We start from the raw sequence: 14,391 nt of genomic DNA on the forward strand, positions 1-14,391 counted from the left end.
TCGACTCCTCGATGGGCGTGGGTGAAAGGACCATTCCTCACGTTCAACGAGAGGAATGGTCCTTTCCAACGGGAACCCCTTGACAGGTCAGACCCGCGCGGCGTACGCGGTGACCTCCATCGGCGTGTCGTAGTCGTTGAAGTCGGGCTTCACCCACGTGCGGCGGGCGGCCTTGCGGACGGCCTTCTCGGCGCGCTTGACGGTCTTCGCTGCGGACATCGCTCACTCCTTGTACGGCTGGGCAAGGGCGCGGCGGATCTCCACAGTAAGCCCTTTCTACGGCTCCCGGCTAGACACCTTCCGACCGTCCACACCCCGACTTTCGTCGGACGACCGGCTCAGTTGTGCGCCGCCGGCAGCCCGCGCAGCGAGTCGATCACGGCCGGGTCCTGCAGCTGCAGCCACTGGATCACCTGCGAGTATGTGGCGCACACGGTCTCCGGCTTGTCGCACGTCTCGCCCATGAACTGCTCGACCGCGCCGGAGAAGGCGCCGCCGGCCCAGTCGTTGAAGTGGTTGGCGATCACCAGCGGGGCCCGGTTGCCGTTGAACACGGTCTGGTACACCGAGCGGTAGGTGTCCAGCACGATCGGCGTGAACTCCGGCCCCCGCGCGTCGTCGCCCTCCTTGGCCCCGTCCAGCAGGTACCAGAAGTTGAAGTCCATCATCACCACGTTCTTGTCCAGCGCCGGCACCCGCACCTCGGGCAGCGGGAACTCCCACAGTCCGCGGTCGACGGTCGGCCAGGTCACGCCGAATGAGACATGGCTGGTGTCATAGACGAAACCGTGCGCCTTCATCGACGGGAACAGTTGGTCCCAGTTGCCCTCAAGACACGGCGTGCGGCCGCCCTTGATCATGTCGGGGGTGATCTTCAGGCCCTTGCCGTCGATCTCGCGCAGGAACGAGAAGAACTGGTCCAGCTCCGAGTTCCAGCCCGCGGTCGACCACGCGCCGACGCTGGGCTCGACGCCCTGGCAGAAGTGGCCGTTGTAGTGCGTGCCAAACTCCATGCCGTCGGCCAGCGCGCGGTTGAGGTACTCGACGCGGGCCTTGATGTCGGCGTCCGAGCCGCCGAAGCCGATCTCGCTGGCCCCCTTGGGATGCCCGGGCCCGGTGTACTCGGTGCCCTCGTGGTCGGGGATCAGGTACGGCCCGGACAGCATGGCGGTCACCCTGGCACCGGTCCGCTCGGCGATCGGCAGCACCTTCGCCCAGTGCGCCCCGGACGCGCCGCCGTCGAAGGAGAACATGATGAACTGCGGCGGCTTCTCGCCCGCCTTGAGCTTGTGCATCCACGCCGGCTGGGCGCCGGTCGGCGCGGGCAGCGTCGGCGTGGGGCCGGCTGAGGTGGCCTGACCGGCCGGTGTGATCGGCCCCGGGTTGGTGGTCGTGGTGGTCGGTCCCGCCTGCGACGTGGTGCGCTGCCCCGATCCCTGTCCCATCACGATCACGACCACCACGGCCAGCACCATCGCCACCGCGGTGGTCAGCCAACCCCACCTCTGCCTGAGCCCCATGACGGTTGAGACGACGCAGACCCCGTCTCGGTTGTCGTCAGGGCACGGGGTGCGCGATCACCACACGGTTCTCGTCGTAGCCCAGCGCGCCGCCGACCCACTTGCCGCCGCACGTGACCAGCACCAACCGGTGCGGACCGGTCTGGCCGAACAGCTCGTCCGCGTGCTGCGGCAGATTGTCCTTGCCCACGGTGAGGACCTGGTCGACGACGTAGGTCAGCTGCTTGCCGCTGCCGTCGACGACGGTGACGTGCTGCCCGGCCTGCGCGCCCCACAGCTCGGCGAACGGCCCGGCGACGCCGTCCCAGTTGATGTGCCCGGCGATCAGCGTCGCCCCGGCCGGCCCGTCCAGCGCGGCGCCCCAGAGCGCGGCCTTGCTCACGCCGTTCGGGATCTGGAGCGTGCCGTCGCCGGCGACAACGCTGCGCACGAGCGAGGCCCGGCCGCCCTTGGGCAGCAGCACGGTGTTCGGCCCCGGCGGCTGCGGGGTGGACGACGTCTTCGGCGGCGGAGGAGCGGCCGGTGATGTTGTTGTGGTGGACGGCGCGGCCACGGGGGCCGGGCCGGCCTGCGGGTCGACGGTCTGGGTGTGGCCGACCGGCAGCGGCGAGCCCGGAACGTGCTGCGGCTGGCCGAACAGCGTCGCCCCGGCCGCGACGGCGATCATCGTCAACCCCACCACGCCGCTGACCGCGGTGCCCGCGGCGGCGTTCGGACTCCGGTACCTGGATCGGCCCGCGACGGGGAACCCGCCGGCCGAGACCGGCCAGCGGGCTCCCGACGCCCGGTGCTTGCCCATGAGCCTGCTCAGCCTCGCGAGGCGATCCGCCGACGACGCAGCAGGAATCCGACGCCGCCCAGCGCGATCACCAGGAGGCCGCCGATCCCGGCCAGCGCGCCCGGGTCGATCTCGGTGACGGTGGCCGCGTCGGCGACCATCGGCGAGCCGCCGGCCGGGATCTTGACCGGCACGGTCGGCTTGTTCGGCGTGTTGGCCAGCTGCAACGCCAAGGTCTTGCCCGGCTCGACGGAACCGCAGACGCTGGGCGGCGACGAGGCGTCGAAGTTCTCGTCGTACCCGCTCGGCGCGGCCACCTCGATCAGGCAGATGTCCTGCGGCGTCTGGAGATTGTCGACGGTGGCGGTGCCGTCGGCCCCGGTCGTGACGACCAGCGGCTTGCCGTCGGTTCCGTTGAGGGCAGTGCCGTCCTGCTTCACGGCCGCGGCGGTCTTGTCCTTGGCGGTGATCCGCAGCTGCACGCCCGCGAGGCCGGCGTTGGTCCTGCTGTCCACCTTGGTCACCTTGACGGCGCCGGGCGCGGTCTTGGCGGTGGTGGTCGCGTTCGCGGTCAGGGCCTTCTCGCCGCCCGTGGACACGATCCACTGGATGGCCCCGCCGGTGTTCACCGGCGCCTGCACGACCGGCTGGTCGGCCGGGGCGCTCAGGTCCACCCTGACCGTCGGCTTGGGACCGGTCGGCGTGACGTTGACGACCAGCGGGCTGCCGTCGGCCGGCGTGGTCACGGTGTCCTTGTCGACGGTGCCGTCGGTGACGGTCAGCTTCACCGGCGCGCCGGTGATCGCTTTGTCGGTGCCGGCGTGCGTGACCTTGACCGTCCACTTGTCCGGGGTGCCGATGACCTGGGCGCCGGTCGGCGCGGTCACCGCGACGTCCCAGGGGCCCTGGTTGGCCGTCGCGTCGGCCTCCTCGGCCGTAACAGCGTCGGCGGCCTGGGGGTGCTGGGCCTTGAGCTTGTCGAGGTGGCCCGCGATGTCGTAGGCGATGTGGTTGAAGTCGTTGGCCGGGTCAAGCCTCGGGTCGCCCGCGGGCACCCCGGAGGTGTAGCTGTGCAGCAGGTGCGCGAGCGCGGCCGCCTGGTCGGCGTCCTTGGTGCCCGCGTAGCGCAGCAGCAGGTACGAGATCTTGGCCGCGACGACGGGGTCGAGGTCCTTGCCCCACTTGTCCTTGAGCGGCTCGCCCGGCTTGTACTGGGTGTCGCTGTCGGGCGCGTTGAGCGCGAAGCGGACGCAGTAGACGTCCTTGCCGCCCACCACATAGGACCCCAGCCAGTCGGACGGATCCTGGTTGCCGTGGTACGGCTGGGCCGGTGTCACCTCCTGGCCGACACCGCGACTGCCGGTGTTGGCCGACGCGGTGATCGGCGCGGCCAGCATGGCCGCCCCGGCCAACATCGTGATCCCGGTCACCCCAGCGACCAGTTTGCTCAGTCCCAAACGGTCCTGCGCTCCCTCACGGGCGCCGTGCCGCTTCCCCGCGGCGCGGTGCCCCTCGTTAGGTCGGACGTCTGTATGGCGGCGTCCGGGGCTCGTTTCCCCGACGGAACGAGAAAGCCGTGGTGGCCGCCCTGCGAGCCTGGCTGGCCCGCGGGCGGCGGGCAAGCCGCCAGCGGGAGGATGTCCGAGCACACCTAGAGTGTCAATACGGTGTGAAGGAGTTGACCGCTACGCCGAACAGATCAGTGCACGTTCGTCCATGTTGGTAAAGTGACCTTTGCCCCACGGGGAACCGATCGATCACGGTTACCGTTGTACGGGCTGTAGGCGCCACACGTTCCAGGAGGACCAGGTGCGCACATCGAGCAACCCGGCGTTCCGCACGCTGTCCGGCAAGGGCCAGGGCGGCTACGCGGGCTTCGGCTATCAGGGGCAGCAGCAGACGGGGTACGGCTACCCGCCCGCGCCACCCACCGCCGCCGACCGGCCGATGACGGCCGACGACGTGGTCACCAAGACCGCGGCCGCGCTGGGCACCACCGTCGTGGTGGGCGGGCTGACCGCCTACATCGGACTGGCGCCCGGCTTCGCGCTGCTCGCCGCCCTGGTGGGCTTCGGGCTGGCGCTGTTCATCACGTTCAAGCAGTCCACCAACCCGGCGCTGGTGCTGGCCTACGCGGCCGTTGAGGGCGTGTTCCTCGGCACCATCACCCGGGTCATCGACTACCTGGTGCCGGGCGTGGCCGTGCAGGCCATCATCGGCACCGTCGTGGTGTTCGCCACCATGCTGGTCCTCTACCGGACCGGCGCGGTCAAGGTGACGCCGCGGCTGACCAAGTGGATCATCGGCGCGACCATGGGCGCGGCGGCGATCATGCTGCTCAACCTGCTGATGTCCTTCTTCGGCCTCAACCTCGGCATTCGCGGCAACGGCCCGCTGGCCATCGTGGTGAGCCTGGTGTTCATCGGCATCGCCGCGTTCAACCTGCTGCTGGACTTCGACCAGGCCGACCGGGCCATCCGCGCCGGCGCGCCGGCCAGGTTCGCCTGGTTCATCGCGTTCGGACTGATGGTCACGTTGGTGTGGCTGTACATCGAGATCCTCAACCTGCTCGCGCAGTTGCAACGCAATTAGTCAACCAAGGCCAACAGGTCTTGCCAGAAGGCGCCGGCATCCGTGAGGATGTCGGCGCTTTCCGCTGTAACGGGTGGATTTCCGTTGCGGGTGAACCCGAACCGACCGTGCCGCGTAGTGCGGATCGGTGGAGTGGGCCCTCATGGAGGAGAGACCTGTGACGGAAAGACCCATGCGCTGGAAGACCATCCGGCCGACGTTCATGCTGCCCCAACTGCGCAAGCTCACCGTGCGCAGCCGGCTCGCCCTCGGCGTGCCGGCGCTCGCGGTGGTCGCCGCCGCCGTGGCCGTGGTGGCATCTGTTGCCGTGCAAGGAGATCCGCAGTTGGCGGCGAACCAGGCCGATATCGCCAACCCGGACTGCACGCTCCAGGTGCCGGCCAACCCGTTGTCGGCCAACGGGCTGGCCACGCCGTACGTGCTGAGCGCGGCCCGCGGCCGCTGCCAGGAGACCAACGCCGACCAGTCGGCGTTCGTGCAGGCGACGATTCTCGACCCGGCCACCGGCAAGCTGTCCGTGTACGACCCGCTGGTGATCGACAGGGGCAGCAAGCCGGCCATCGCGCCGACGCCGCCGACCCTGCCGCGTGGCGCCGTGGTCGGCATCTGGTTCGGTTTCAACGGCGCCAACCTGACGCTGCGTGGCGACACCGGCACGTGCGTGAACGGCGACCACACCGGCGTGTTCGGGCAGTACGCCTACTGCAACGCGCAGCCGTTCTTCGCCGCCGCCAACAACGCGATCGCCGGCAAGAAGCTCGTCATCCCGCCGCTGGGCACCGGCAAGGACGGCCGGCCGTGCATGACCACCCGTGACTTCGGGCTGGTCGACCAGGACCAGAGCGACAACGTCACCACGACGTACCTGCAGGCCCGGGACGGCCGCGTCGCGCAGGACACCCCGGCCAACGAGTCCAAGCTGGGCTTCCGGAAGGTGCGCGCCAAGACCAGGGCCAAGCTGTCCAACGGCAGCGACAACGTGCTGCTCGACGCCTTCGTCGACCCGGCGCTGGGCTGCACGCCGTACACCGCGGCCGACCTGGCCAGCGGCCGGCAGGTCACCTCGCTGGCCCTGGACGAGCTGCAGGCCGCCACCCGGCAGGCGGCGCCGATGGCCCTCGTGCCGACCAACGACCCGATGGTGCTGGACGGCACGAAGACCAGTGTCACCAAGACGAATCTCTACCGGGTCGGGGTGGACATGCCGGCGATCAACACCCGCGCCGAGACGCCGCAGGCCTACTGCCGGCAGCTGTTCACCACGGGCCTGCAGCGCACCAAGCTGGACGCCCGCTTCACCAAGGTCGCCCCGTCGCCGGACCCCGGCGCGGCCAGCACCCTGTTCACGTTCCTGGCCCAACGGTTGGCCGGCTCGTTCGACAACCTCGGCTGCGGCACACTGCTGCACACCAAAAACCCCGTGCACGTGGTGACGAACAAGGCCGGCGTCGTGGTCGACGCCGGCCTGTGATCGTCACATCTGGGGGATCAGCTCAGGCGCTCCAGCACCATGGCCATGCCCTGGCCACCGCCGACGCACATCGTCTCCAGGCCGAACTGCTTGTCGTGGAACTGCAGCGAGTTGATCAGCGTGGTGGCGATGCGGGCGCCGGTCATGCCGAACGGGTGGCCGACCGCGATCGCGCCGCCGTTGACGTTCAGCTTCTCCAGCGGGATGCCCAGGTCCTGGTAGGACGGGATGACCTGGGCGGCGAACGCCTCGTTGATCTCGACCAGGTCGATGTCCCCGATGGACAGGCCGGCCTTGGCCAGCGCCCGCTTGGACGCCTCGACCGGGCCGAGGCCCATGATCTCCGGGGACAGGCCCGAGACGCCGGTGGCCACGATGCGGGCCAGCGGGGTCAGACCCAGCTCCTTGGCCTTGGTGTCGCTCATCACGACCACCGCGGCCGCGCCGTCGTTGAGGGCGCAGCAGTTGCCGGCCGTGACCCGGCCGTCGGGGCGGAACACCGGCTTGAGCGTGGCCGTCTTCTCCAGCGTCACGCCCGCGCGCGGGCCGTCGTCGGCCGACACGACCGTGCCGTCCGGCAGCGTCACCGGGGTGATCTCGCGTTGCCAGAAGCCGTCGGCGATGGCCTTCTCGGCCAGGTTCTGGGAGCGGACCCCGAACTCGTCCATCTCCTCGCGGCTGACCCCCTTGAGCAGGGCCAGGTTCTCGGCGGTCTGGCCCATCGCGATGTAGATGTCCGGCGTGTTGGCGTCCTCGCGCGGGTCGTGCCACTGGCCGCCGCTGTTCTGGGCGGTCGCGTCGGTGCGGGCCTCGGCGTCGGCGAACAGCGGGTTCTTGGTGTCCGGGAGGCCGTCCGAGCTGCCCTTCGCGAACCGCGACACGGTCTCGACGCCGGCCGAGACGAAGACGTCGCCCTCGCCCGCCTTGATGGCGTGGAAGGCCATCCGGATCGACTGCAGGCTGGAGGCGCAGTAGCGGGTCACCGTGCAGCCGGGCAGGTGGTCCATGCCCATCAGCACCGACACCACGCGGCCGATGTTGTACCCCTGCTCGCCGCCGGGCAGGCCGCAGCCCATGATCAGGTCGTCGATCTGGGTCGGGTCCAGCGCCGGCACCTTGTCCAGCGCCGCCCGGACCATCTGCACGGCCAGGTCGTCGGGGCGGATCGACACGAGCGATCCCTTGCCGGCCCGACCGATCGGGGAGCGGGCGGCGGAGACGATCACGGCCTCGGGCATCGCGAAACTCCTTCGGTTCGCTACTGATTGGTAACCTGCGGAGTCTAGCGACCGGACCCACCCCGTGACTGTGGTCCAGCTCTCGAATCTGGGGGACGTATGAACACCGACAGGATCGGCGCCCTCGCCCCGTTGACCGCGCCCGGCTGGGTCGAGGCCGGTCGACACCTGCTGGCCGGCCTCGAACTGGCGGCGGCCGACATGCCCTTCGAGCTGCTGGTCCGGGACACCGCCGCCGACCCCGCACGGGCGGCCGCGGCCGTGGACGAGCTGGCCCAACTGGGCGTGGCGGCCATCGTCGGGGAGTACCACAGCGTCGTCGCCCGGGCCGTCGCCGCGCGGGCCGAGGCCCTGGAGCTGCCGTTCCTCTGCTCGTCCGCCGTGCTCGACGCCCTCACCGACGAGCCGAGCGACCACGTCGCCCGCATCGCCCCGGCCCAGTCCCACGGCTGGCGGATCCACGCCGACTTCCTTCGCCGGGCCGGCCACACCCGCGTCGCCGTCGCCGCCCAGCCCAGCGCCTACTGGGCCGCCGGCACCCGGATCCTGCGCAGCCACCTCGACGTCGTCGAACTGTCCTTGGACGGCCTGTGCGACGACCTCGCCGCCAGCCGTGCCACCGCTGTCCTGCTCCTCGTCGGCACGCCCGAGCCCGCCCAGTCCCTGATCCGCGCCGTCCGCGAGGACCCGCGGCTGGCCGGGATGCTCATCGGCGCACCGGCCGGGCAGCCCGAGTTCGCCTCATGGGCCACCCCACTCGGCGCCGGCATTCCGTTCCTGCGCTACCTGCCGGAAAGCCTCAGCCCGCTCGGCACACGCGTCGAGGCCGCCCTCCGCGACCGGCTCGGCGAGGAGCCCTCGTTCGTGGCCTTCGAGGGCTACGACACCATCCTCGCCCTGGCCGAGGTGCTCCGCGGCGTGTCCTGGGCCGACGTCGACATCGAGGGAACCCGAGGCCGCGTCACCTTCTCCTGCCCGCCCGGCAGCGTCGTGTGGCAGTGGGCCTGGGCGCCGGTCCAGGTCGTCGACCGCGACCCCGCGGCCCCCGAGCGCTTCCGCACCCTCGGCTGAGGCAGCCGACCCCCACGCAGCCGACCCCCACGCAGCCGACCCCCACGCAGCCGACCCCCACGCAGCCGACCCCCACGCAACCGACCCCCACGCAACCGACCCCCGACCAACCCGGGGGCAGCCCCGTCGCCAGCCTACCAACCCGCCCTCGAAGTTGATCTTGAAACCGAGGTGCCTGTGGACAACTGGCGGCCTGTGGACAACTCGGTTACTGGGCCAGCTGACGCACGGGTTTGCCGAAGCGGAGGTTGAGGCGGGCGATGAACTTGGCCGTGGGACGGCGGGCCTCGGCCAAGGGGGAGCGGAAGGGCAGCCGGGGCAGCGGCCCGCCGGTCCACACGCCGGCGACGGTGCACAGGGCGGGCAGCAGCACGGAGCAGGCGGCGTCGTAGCCGACGGCGCTGGGGTGGAACTGGTCGGAGCTGAAGAACTCCCGCGGCCGGGCCAGGAACTCGGGGGCCAGCAGGTCGGCCAGGGGCACGGGGATGGCCCCGAGCCGCGCCACGGCCTTGCGCTGACCCCGGGCCAACAACAGGCTCCAGACCCGGGCGATGGACTTCAAGGGCTGCGCGATGGGGCGGATCACGCCGAGGTCGGGGCACGTGCCGACGACCACGCCGCAGCCGGCGTCCTGGAGGGTGCGGATCACCCGTTCGAGGCCGGCGACGGCGTCGGGAACGGTGGTCAGCGTGGTGACGTCGTTGGCGCCGACGATGATCACGGCGACGTGCGGCGGGGTCACCAGGGCCTGTTCGACCTGGGCCGACAGGTCCTTGGTGGCGGCGCCGACGACGGCGTAGGTGTCGAGGCGCACGGGCCGGTCGGCCTCCTCGGCCAAGCCTCTGGCCAGCACGACGGAGGGCAGCTGGTCGGCGGAGTCCACGCCGAGACCGGCCGCCATGGAGTCGCCGAACATGGCGAACCGCAGGGCGTCGTCCTCGTCGGAGGGCGGCACGGGGCCGGAACCGTCGGGCAGGTAGACGCCGTCGGCCAGCCAGGGCGGGGCGACGGGCGGCCCGATGATCCGCTCCGCGCGCCGCGCCTGCCCCGTGAGCAGCCCATATGCCGCGCCGTAGAGCCCGCCGAGCGTGCCGGCGGCCAGCGCGATGAACCGAACTCCCCGCATCACACCCATGACTGACCTCCCCCGTTCCATTCTCCCACCAGTCAGATCGTCGACTCCTCCATTGGGATTAACACCACGCAGCCACGATGGTTCCCCGGAACGAGTTAGGCTGCGGCCAGTTCACGAGACGCCAATTCGAGAAGGGCCTTCGGTGGAGTACGTCGATCACGTAGTCGACCTCGTCGGCAACACCCCGCTGGTGCGGTTGAACGCCCTCGTCGACGGTCTGGCGCCCCTGGTGCTGGCCAAGGTCGAGTACTTCAACCCCGGCGGCAGCGTCAAGGACCGCATCGCGCTGCGCATGGTGGAGGCCGCCGAGCGCTCGGGCGAGCTCAAGCCGGGCGGCACGATCGTGGAGCCGACCTCCGGCAACACGGGCGTCGGCCTGGCGCTGGTCGCCCAGCGCCGGGGCTACAAGTGCGTCTTCGTCTGCCCGGACAAGGTCAGCGAGGACAAGCGCAACGTGCTCAAGGCCTACGGGGCCGAGGTCGTGGTGTGCCCGACCGCGGTCGCCCCGGAGCACCCCGACTCGTACTACAACGTCTCCGACCGGCTGGTCCGCGAGATCCCCGGCGCCTGGAAGCCCAACCAGTACGCCAACCCGCAGAACCCGGAGAGCCACTACCACTCCACGGGGCCGGAGCTGTGGCGGCAGACCGAGGGCAAGATCACGCACTTCGTCGCGGGTGTGGGCACGGGCGGCACGATCACCGGCACGGGCCGGTACCTCAAGGAGGTGTCCGACGGCCGCGTGAAGATCATCGGCGCGGACCCGGAGGGCTCCGTGTACTCGGGCGGCTCCGGCCGGCCGTACCTGGTCGAAGGCGTCGGCGAGGACTTCTGGCCGACCACCTACGACCGCGACATCTGCGACGAGATCATCCCGATCTCGGATGCCGACTCGTTCGAGGTGACCCGTCGCCTGGCCCGCGAGGAGGGCCTGCTGGTCGGCGGCTCCTGCGGTATGGCCGCCGCGGCCGCGATCGAGCTGGCCCGCCGCTGCGGCCCGGACGACGTGATCGTGGTGCTGCTGCCCGACGGTGGCCGCGGCTACCTGTCCAAGGTCTTCAACGACACCTGGATGTCCTCCTACGGCTTCCTCTCGCCCGACCACACCGGCGCGACCGCCGGCGACGTGCTGCGCCGCAAGGACGGCACGATGCCCGAGCTGGTGCACGTGCATCCGAACGAGACGGTCGCCGAGGCCATCGCCATCCTGCGCGAGTTCGAGGTCTCCCAGATGCCGGTCGTCAACGCCGAGCCGCCCGTGATGGCGGCCGAGGTGGCCGGCGCGCTCAACGAGCGCGACCTGCTCGACGCGCTGTTCACCGGGAAGGCGCAGCTCGCCGACCGGGTCGAGCAGCACATGTCGCCGCCGCTGCCGACCATCGGCGCTGGTGAGCCGGTGGGCGTCGCGATGGACGCGCTGTCGGCCGCGGACGGGGCGATGGTGCTGGTCGACGGGAAGCCCGCGGGCGTGGTCACCCGGCACGACATCCTCGGATTTCTCGCTGGTCGATGAGTCTTGCCAGGCGGGCGGCGGTGCTCCGTCGTATGGGCTAGCGTTACGCGCGACGTGACGTCAAGGGCCCAAGGGGGTTGGAAACCCGATGAGTGATCCACAGCCGCCGGAGACCGGTGACTCCGCGGTGAACCCGGAGGCCACCCAGGTGGTCGGGGCGGGATCCCAGCCGCCGGCCACCAGTCCCGCGGACGCCAACGCCACCCAGGTGGTGCGGCCGGGCGACCTGCCGTCACCGGGAGCGACGATGCCTCCGCCCGCCGACTCCACCCAGGTGGTGCCGCCCGGCCAGCAGCCGCCGGCCGGGCCGACCTACAGCCCGCCCGGGTACGCCAACCCGCCGAGCGGCCCGATGCCGGCCCAGCCGGCGACGCCGTCGTTCGGTCAGCAGCCCGCGCCGAGCCCGTTCGGCCAGCAGCCGCAGCCCTACGGCGCGCCCGGCAGCGGCGGCTTCCCGCAGCAGCCGGGCATGCCCCAGGCGGGTATGCCCCAGCCGGGTCAGCCTTTCGGTCAGCCGCAGCAGCAGCAGTTCGGCCAGCCGCCGTTCGGCGCGCCGCAGCAGCCGGCGTGGGCGACCCAGCAGCCGGGCTACGGTGCCCAGCCGATGGGCGGCGGCGCCGCGGGCGGCGCCACGAACACGCTGCCGATCGCGATGTGGGCGACGATCGTCCTGATGGCGTTCGGTGTCATCTCCAGCATCGTGTCGGTGATCGGCCTGCTGAGCTCGCGCTACAGCACCGGCCTGCTGATCTTCACCGCGATCTTCGCGCTGGTGATCGCGCTCGGCGCCGGCGCGTGCGCCTGGTTCGCCGGGCAGGGCGCCAACTGGGGCCGGATCGTGCTCACGGTGTTCTTCGGCCTCGGCCTGATCAGCGCGCTGCTGCAGATCGGGGCCAACCCGGTGGTCTCGCTGATCGAGATCGTGCTGTTCATTGGTCTGCTCGTGCTGTGGTGGATGCCGTCGACCACGGCCAACATGGCGGCCAAGCGCGGGGCCGCGCCGCAAGGCGCCGGCGGCTACGGGCAGCAGCCCCAGTACGGCCAGCCCTTCGGCCAGCAGCAGTTCGGTCAGCAGCCCCAGTACGGCCAGCCGCAGCAGCAGTTCGGCCAGCCCCAGGCTCCGCAGTTCGGCCAGCCGCAGCCGGGTCAGCCCTACGGGCAGCCCCAGCAGCCGCCGACCGGTGGCTTCGGCCAGCCGCAGGCGCCGCAGTTCGGCCAGCCCTCGCCCTACGGGCAGCCGCCGCAGCAGCCCGGTTACGGGCAGCCGCCGCAGCAGCCCGGCCCGTACGGCCAGTGAGGTAACCCGATCGAACGCCGCCGGGCGGTTCCACTGCGAACCGCCCGGCGGCGTTTTGTGTTGAGGTGATGAAGCCTCGGGTTTCAGCCCGGCACCACGGTGACCGCCGCCGTGCTGGCGCCGCCGGTGCTCGTGCCGTTGACCCTGTTGGTGCTGGCCGTCGTCTTGATCGTGCTCGCCAGCGCCCCTGTGACCGGCGTCTACCTTCGCTCGAGGGGACCAGTCCCGCGACGTAGGCTCTGTGCATGACGGACAGCACCGCCCGACACGGTTTCGAGACCAGGGCGATCCACGCCGGGCAGGAGCCTGACCCGCACACCGGCTCGGTCATCGTGCCCATCTACCAGACCTCCACGTTCGCCCAGGACGGCGTCGGCGGGCTGCGGGCCGGTGGCTACGAGTACTCCCGCACCGCCAACCCGACCCGCACCGCGCTCGAGGAGTGCCTCGCGTCACTGGAGGGCGGCCGGCACGCGCTGGCCTTCGCCTCCGGCATGGCCGCCTCCGACATCGCGCTGCGGTCGCTGGTCCGCCCGGGCGACCACGTGATCATCCCGGACGACGCCTACGGCGGCACCTTCCGCTTGGTGGACAAGGTGCTCAGCCAGTGGGGCGTCGAGCACACGCCGGTGCATCTGTCCGATGTGGACGCCGTGCGGGCCGCGGTTCGCCCGGAGACCAAGGTGATCTGGGTCGAGACGCCCACCAACCCGCTGCTGGGCATCGCCGACATCGCCGCCCTGGCCGGCATCGCGCACGACGCCGAGGCGCGGCTGGTGGTGGACAACACCTTCGCCACCCCGTACCTGCAGTCGCCGCTCGGCCTCGGCGCCGACATCGTGCTGCACTCCACCACCAAGTACCTCGGCGGTCACTCCGATGTGGTCGGTGGCGCCCTGGTCACCTCCGACGACGAGCTGCACGAGAAGTTCGCCTTCCTGCGCAACGCCGCCGGCTCCGTGCCCGGCCCGTTCGACTCGTGGCTGACGCTGCGTGGCCTCAAGACGCTGGCCGTGCGGATGGACCGCCACAGCGACAACGCCGAGCGCGTGGTCGAGGCCCTGGTCAGCCACCCCAAGGTGACCAAGGTGTTCTACCCCGGCCTGGTCGAGCACGCCGGCCACGAGGTCGCCGCCAAGCAGATGCGCCGCTTCGGCGGCATGGTGTCGTTCACCGTCTCCGGCGGCGAGCAGGCCGCCCTGGACGTCTGCGCCGGCACCAAGCTGTTCACCCTGGCCGAGTCTCTCGGCGGCATCGAGTCGCTGATCGAGCACCCGGGCAAGATGACCCACGCCAGCACCGCCGGCTCCGCCCTCCAGGTCCCCGACGACCTGGTCCGCCTCTCCGTCGGCATCGAGTCCGCCGACGACCTGGTCGAAGACCTCCTCGTCGCCCTGGGCTGACCCCGGCCAATGCAGTGAAGGACGCCTTACCCTCGTTCAACGAGGGTAAGGCGTCCTTCACTGCATAAGTTGCCGTCTCAGGGGCGGACGCCGGTCGCGGCTTCCTTGGCGCCGGGGAAGTCCTGCTTGTCGACGCAGCTGCCGACCAGTTCGACCACGTTGCCGTTGACCACGTAGTGCCCGGCGTCGGCGCAGCCGGCCTGCGACACGGTGAACACGGCCGCTCCGGCCAGTGCCGCGGCGCATGCGACCGCCCCGATCAGCGGCAGCACCCCGGCTATGCGGGCCACGCGTGCCATGCCACCTCCACGATGTCCATATCCCCGGCGTAGTTGTCTTCTACGTCCCGATGACCATGCGTGGTTCAGTGGTC

General features: G+C 71.0%; 13 protein-coding genes. 6 read left to right on the plus strand and 7 right to left on the minus strand.

The window, feature by feature from the left end; translation table 11 throughout:
• Nucleotides 1-87 precede the first annotated feature (87 nt).
• The 4 genes from pqqA to AB0M73_RS22530 all read right to left on the minus strand — a co-directional run bounded on the left by pqqA (nt 88) and on the right by AB0M73_RS22530 (nt 3,728).
• Nucleotides 88-219, minus strand: a complete 132-nt coding sequence (pqqA, locus tag AB0M73_RS22515) for a pyrroloquinoline quinone precursor peptide PqqA (RefSeq protein WP_063753550.1) — start codon at nt 217-219, stop codon at nt 88-90.
• Between the two features lie 119 nt (nt 220-338).
• Complete coding sequence (locus tag AB0M73_RS22520) at nt 339-1,520, minus strand: polysaccharide deacetylase (RefSeq protein ID WP_363893360.1); 1,182 nt, start codon at nt 1,518-1,520, stop codon at nt 339-341.
• A 37-nt stretch (nt 1,521-1,557) separates the two neighbouring features.
• On the minus strand, nt 1,558-2,319 hold the full coding sequence (locus AB0M73_RS22525; protein ID WP_363893362.1) for a class F sortase: 762 nt from the start codon (nt 2,317-2,319) through the stop codon (nt 1,558-1,560).
• Between the two features lie 8 nt (nt 2,320-2,327).
• On the minus strand, nt 2,328-3,728 hold the full coding sequence (locus tag AB0M73_RS22530) for a SpaA isopeptide-forming pilin-related protein (protein WP_363893365.1): 1,401 nt from the start codon (nt 3,726-3,728) through the stop codon (nt 2,328-2,330).
• Nucleotides 3,729-4,107: 379 nt separating this feature from the next.
• Between AB0M73_RS22530 and AB0M73_RS22535 the strand changes: the two genes are divergently transcribed.
• Nucleotides 4,108-4,890, plus strand: a complete 783-nt coding sequence (locus tag AB0M73_RS22535; protein ID WP_363893368.1) for a Bax inhibitor-1/YccA family protein — start codon at nt 4,108-4,110, stop codon at nt 4,888-4,890.
• A 157-nt stretch (nt 4,891-5,047) separates the two neighbouring features.
• Nucleotides 5,048-6,361, plus strand: coding sequence for a hypothetical protein (locus tag AB0M73_RS22540; RefSeq protein ID WP_363893371.1), 1,314 nt, complete (start codon nt 5,048-5,050; stop codon nt 6,359-6,361).
• 17 nt (nt 6,362-6,378) lie between these two features.
• On the opposite strand, the gene AB0M73_RS22545 is transcribed toward AB0M73_RS22540, so the two are convergent.
• Complete coding sequence (locus AB0M73_RS22545) at nt 6,379-7,599, minus strand: acetyl-CoA C-acetyltransferase (protein WP_363893374.1); 1,221 nt, start codon at nt 7,597-7,599, stop codon at nt 6,379-6,381.
• 99 nt (nt 7,600-7,698) lie between these two features.
• Between AB0M73_RS22545 and AB0M73_RS22550 the strand changes: the two genes are divergently transcribed.
• Nucleotides 7,699-8,670 carry an ABC transporter substrate-binding protein gene (locus AB0M73_RS22550; protein WP_363893377.1) on the plus strand — a complete coding sequence of 324 codons (972 nt, stop codon included), beginning with the start codon at nt 7,699-7,701 and terminating at the stop codon, nt 8,668-8,670.
• A 208-nt stretch (nt 8,671-8,878) separates the two neighbouring features.
• On the opposite strand, the gene AB0M73_RS22555 is transcribed toward AB0M73_RS22550, so the two are convergent.
• Complete coding sequence (locus AB0M73_RS22555; protein WP_363893380.1) at nt 8,879-9,805, minus strand: SGNH/GDSL hydrolase family protein; 927 nt, start codon at nt 9,803-9,805, stop codon at nt 8,879-8,881.
• Nucleotides 9,806-9,947: 142 nt separating this feature from the next.
• On the opposite strand from AB0M73_RS22555, the gene AB0M73_RS22560 reads away from it, so the two are divergent.
• From AB0M73_RS22560 to AB0M73_RS22570, 3 genes are all read left to right on the plus strand, one after another.
• Complete coding sequence (locus tag AB0M73_RS22560) at nt 9,948-11,318, plus strand: cystathionine beta-synthase (RefSeq protein ID WP_043719255.1); 1,371 nt, start codon at nt 9,948-9,950, stop codon at nt 11,316-11,318.
• 88 nt (nt 11,319-11,406) lie between these two features.
• Nucleotides 11,407-12,615 (plus strand): hypothetical protein, encoded by a 1,209-nt coding sequence (locus tag AB0M73_RS22565; protein ID WP_363893384.1) that lies wholly within the window; start codon nt 11,407-11,409, stop codon nt 12,613-12,615.
• Between the two features lie 245 nt (nt 12,616-12,860).
• The gene (locus AB0M73_RS22570; protein ID WP_363893387.1) at nt 12,861-14,018 is read left to right on the plus strand and encodes a cystathionine gamma-synthase; all 1,158 of its coding nucleotides are present in this window, start codon (nt 12,861-12,863) and stop codon (nt 14,016-14,018) included.
• Between the two features lie 77 nt (nt 14,019-14,095).
• On the opposite strand, the gene AB0M73_RS22575 is transcribed toward AB0M73_RS22570, so the two are convergent.
• Nucleotides 14,096-14,317 carry a hypothetical protein gene (locus tag AB0M73_RS22575; protein WP_043719250.1) on the minus strand — a complete coding sequence of 74 codons (222 nt, stop codon included), beginning with the start codon at nt 14,315-14,317 and terminating at the stop codon, nt 14,096-14,098.
• Between the last annotated feature and the right edge of the window lie 74 nt (nt 14,318-14,391).

The organism is Kutzneria sp. NPDC051319 (assembly GCF_040682195.1).
GTDB lineage: Bacteria > Actinomycetota > Actinomycetes > Mycobacteriales > Pseudonocardiaceae > Kutzneria.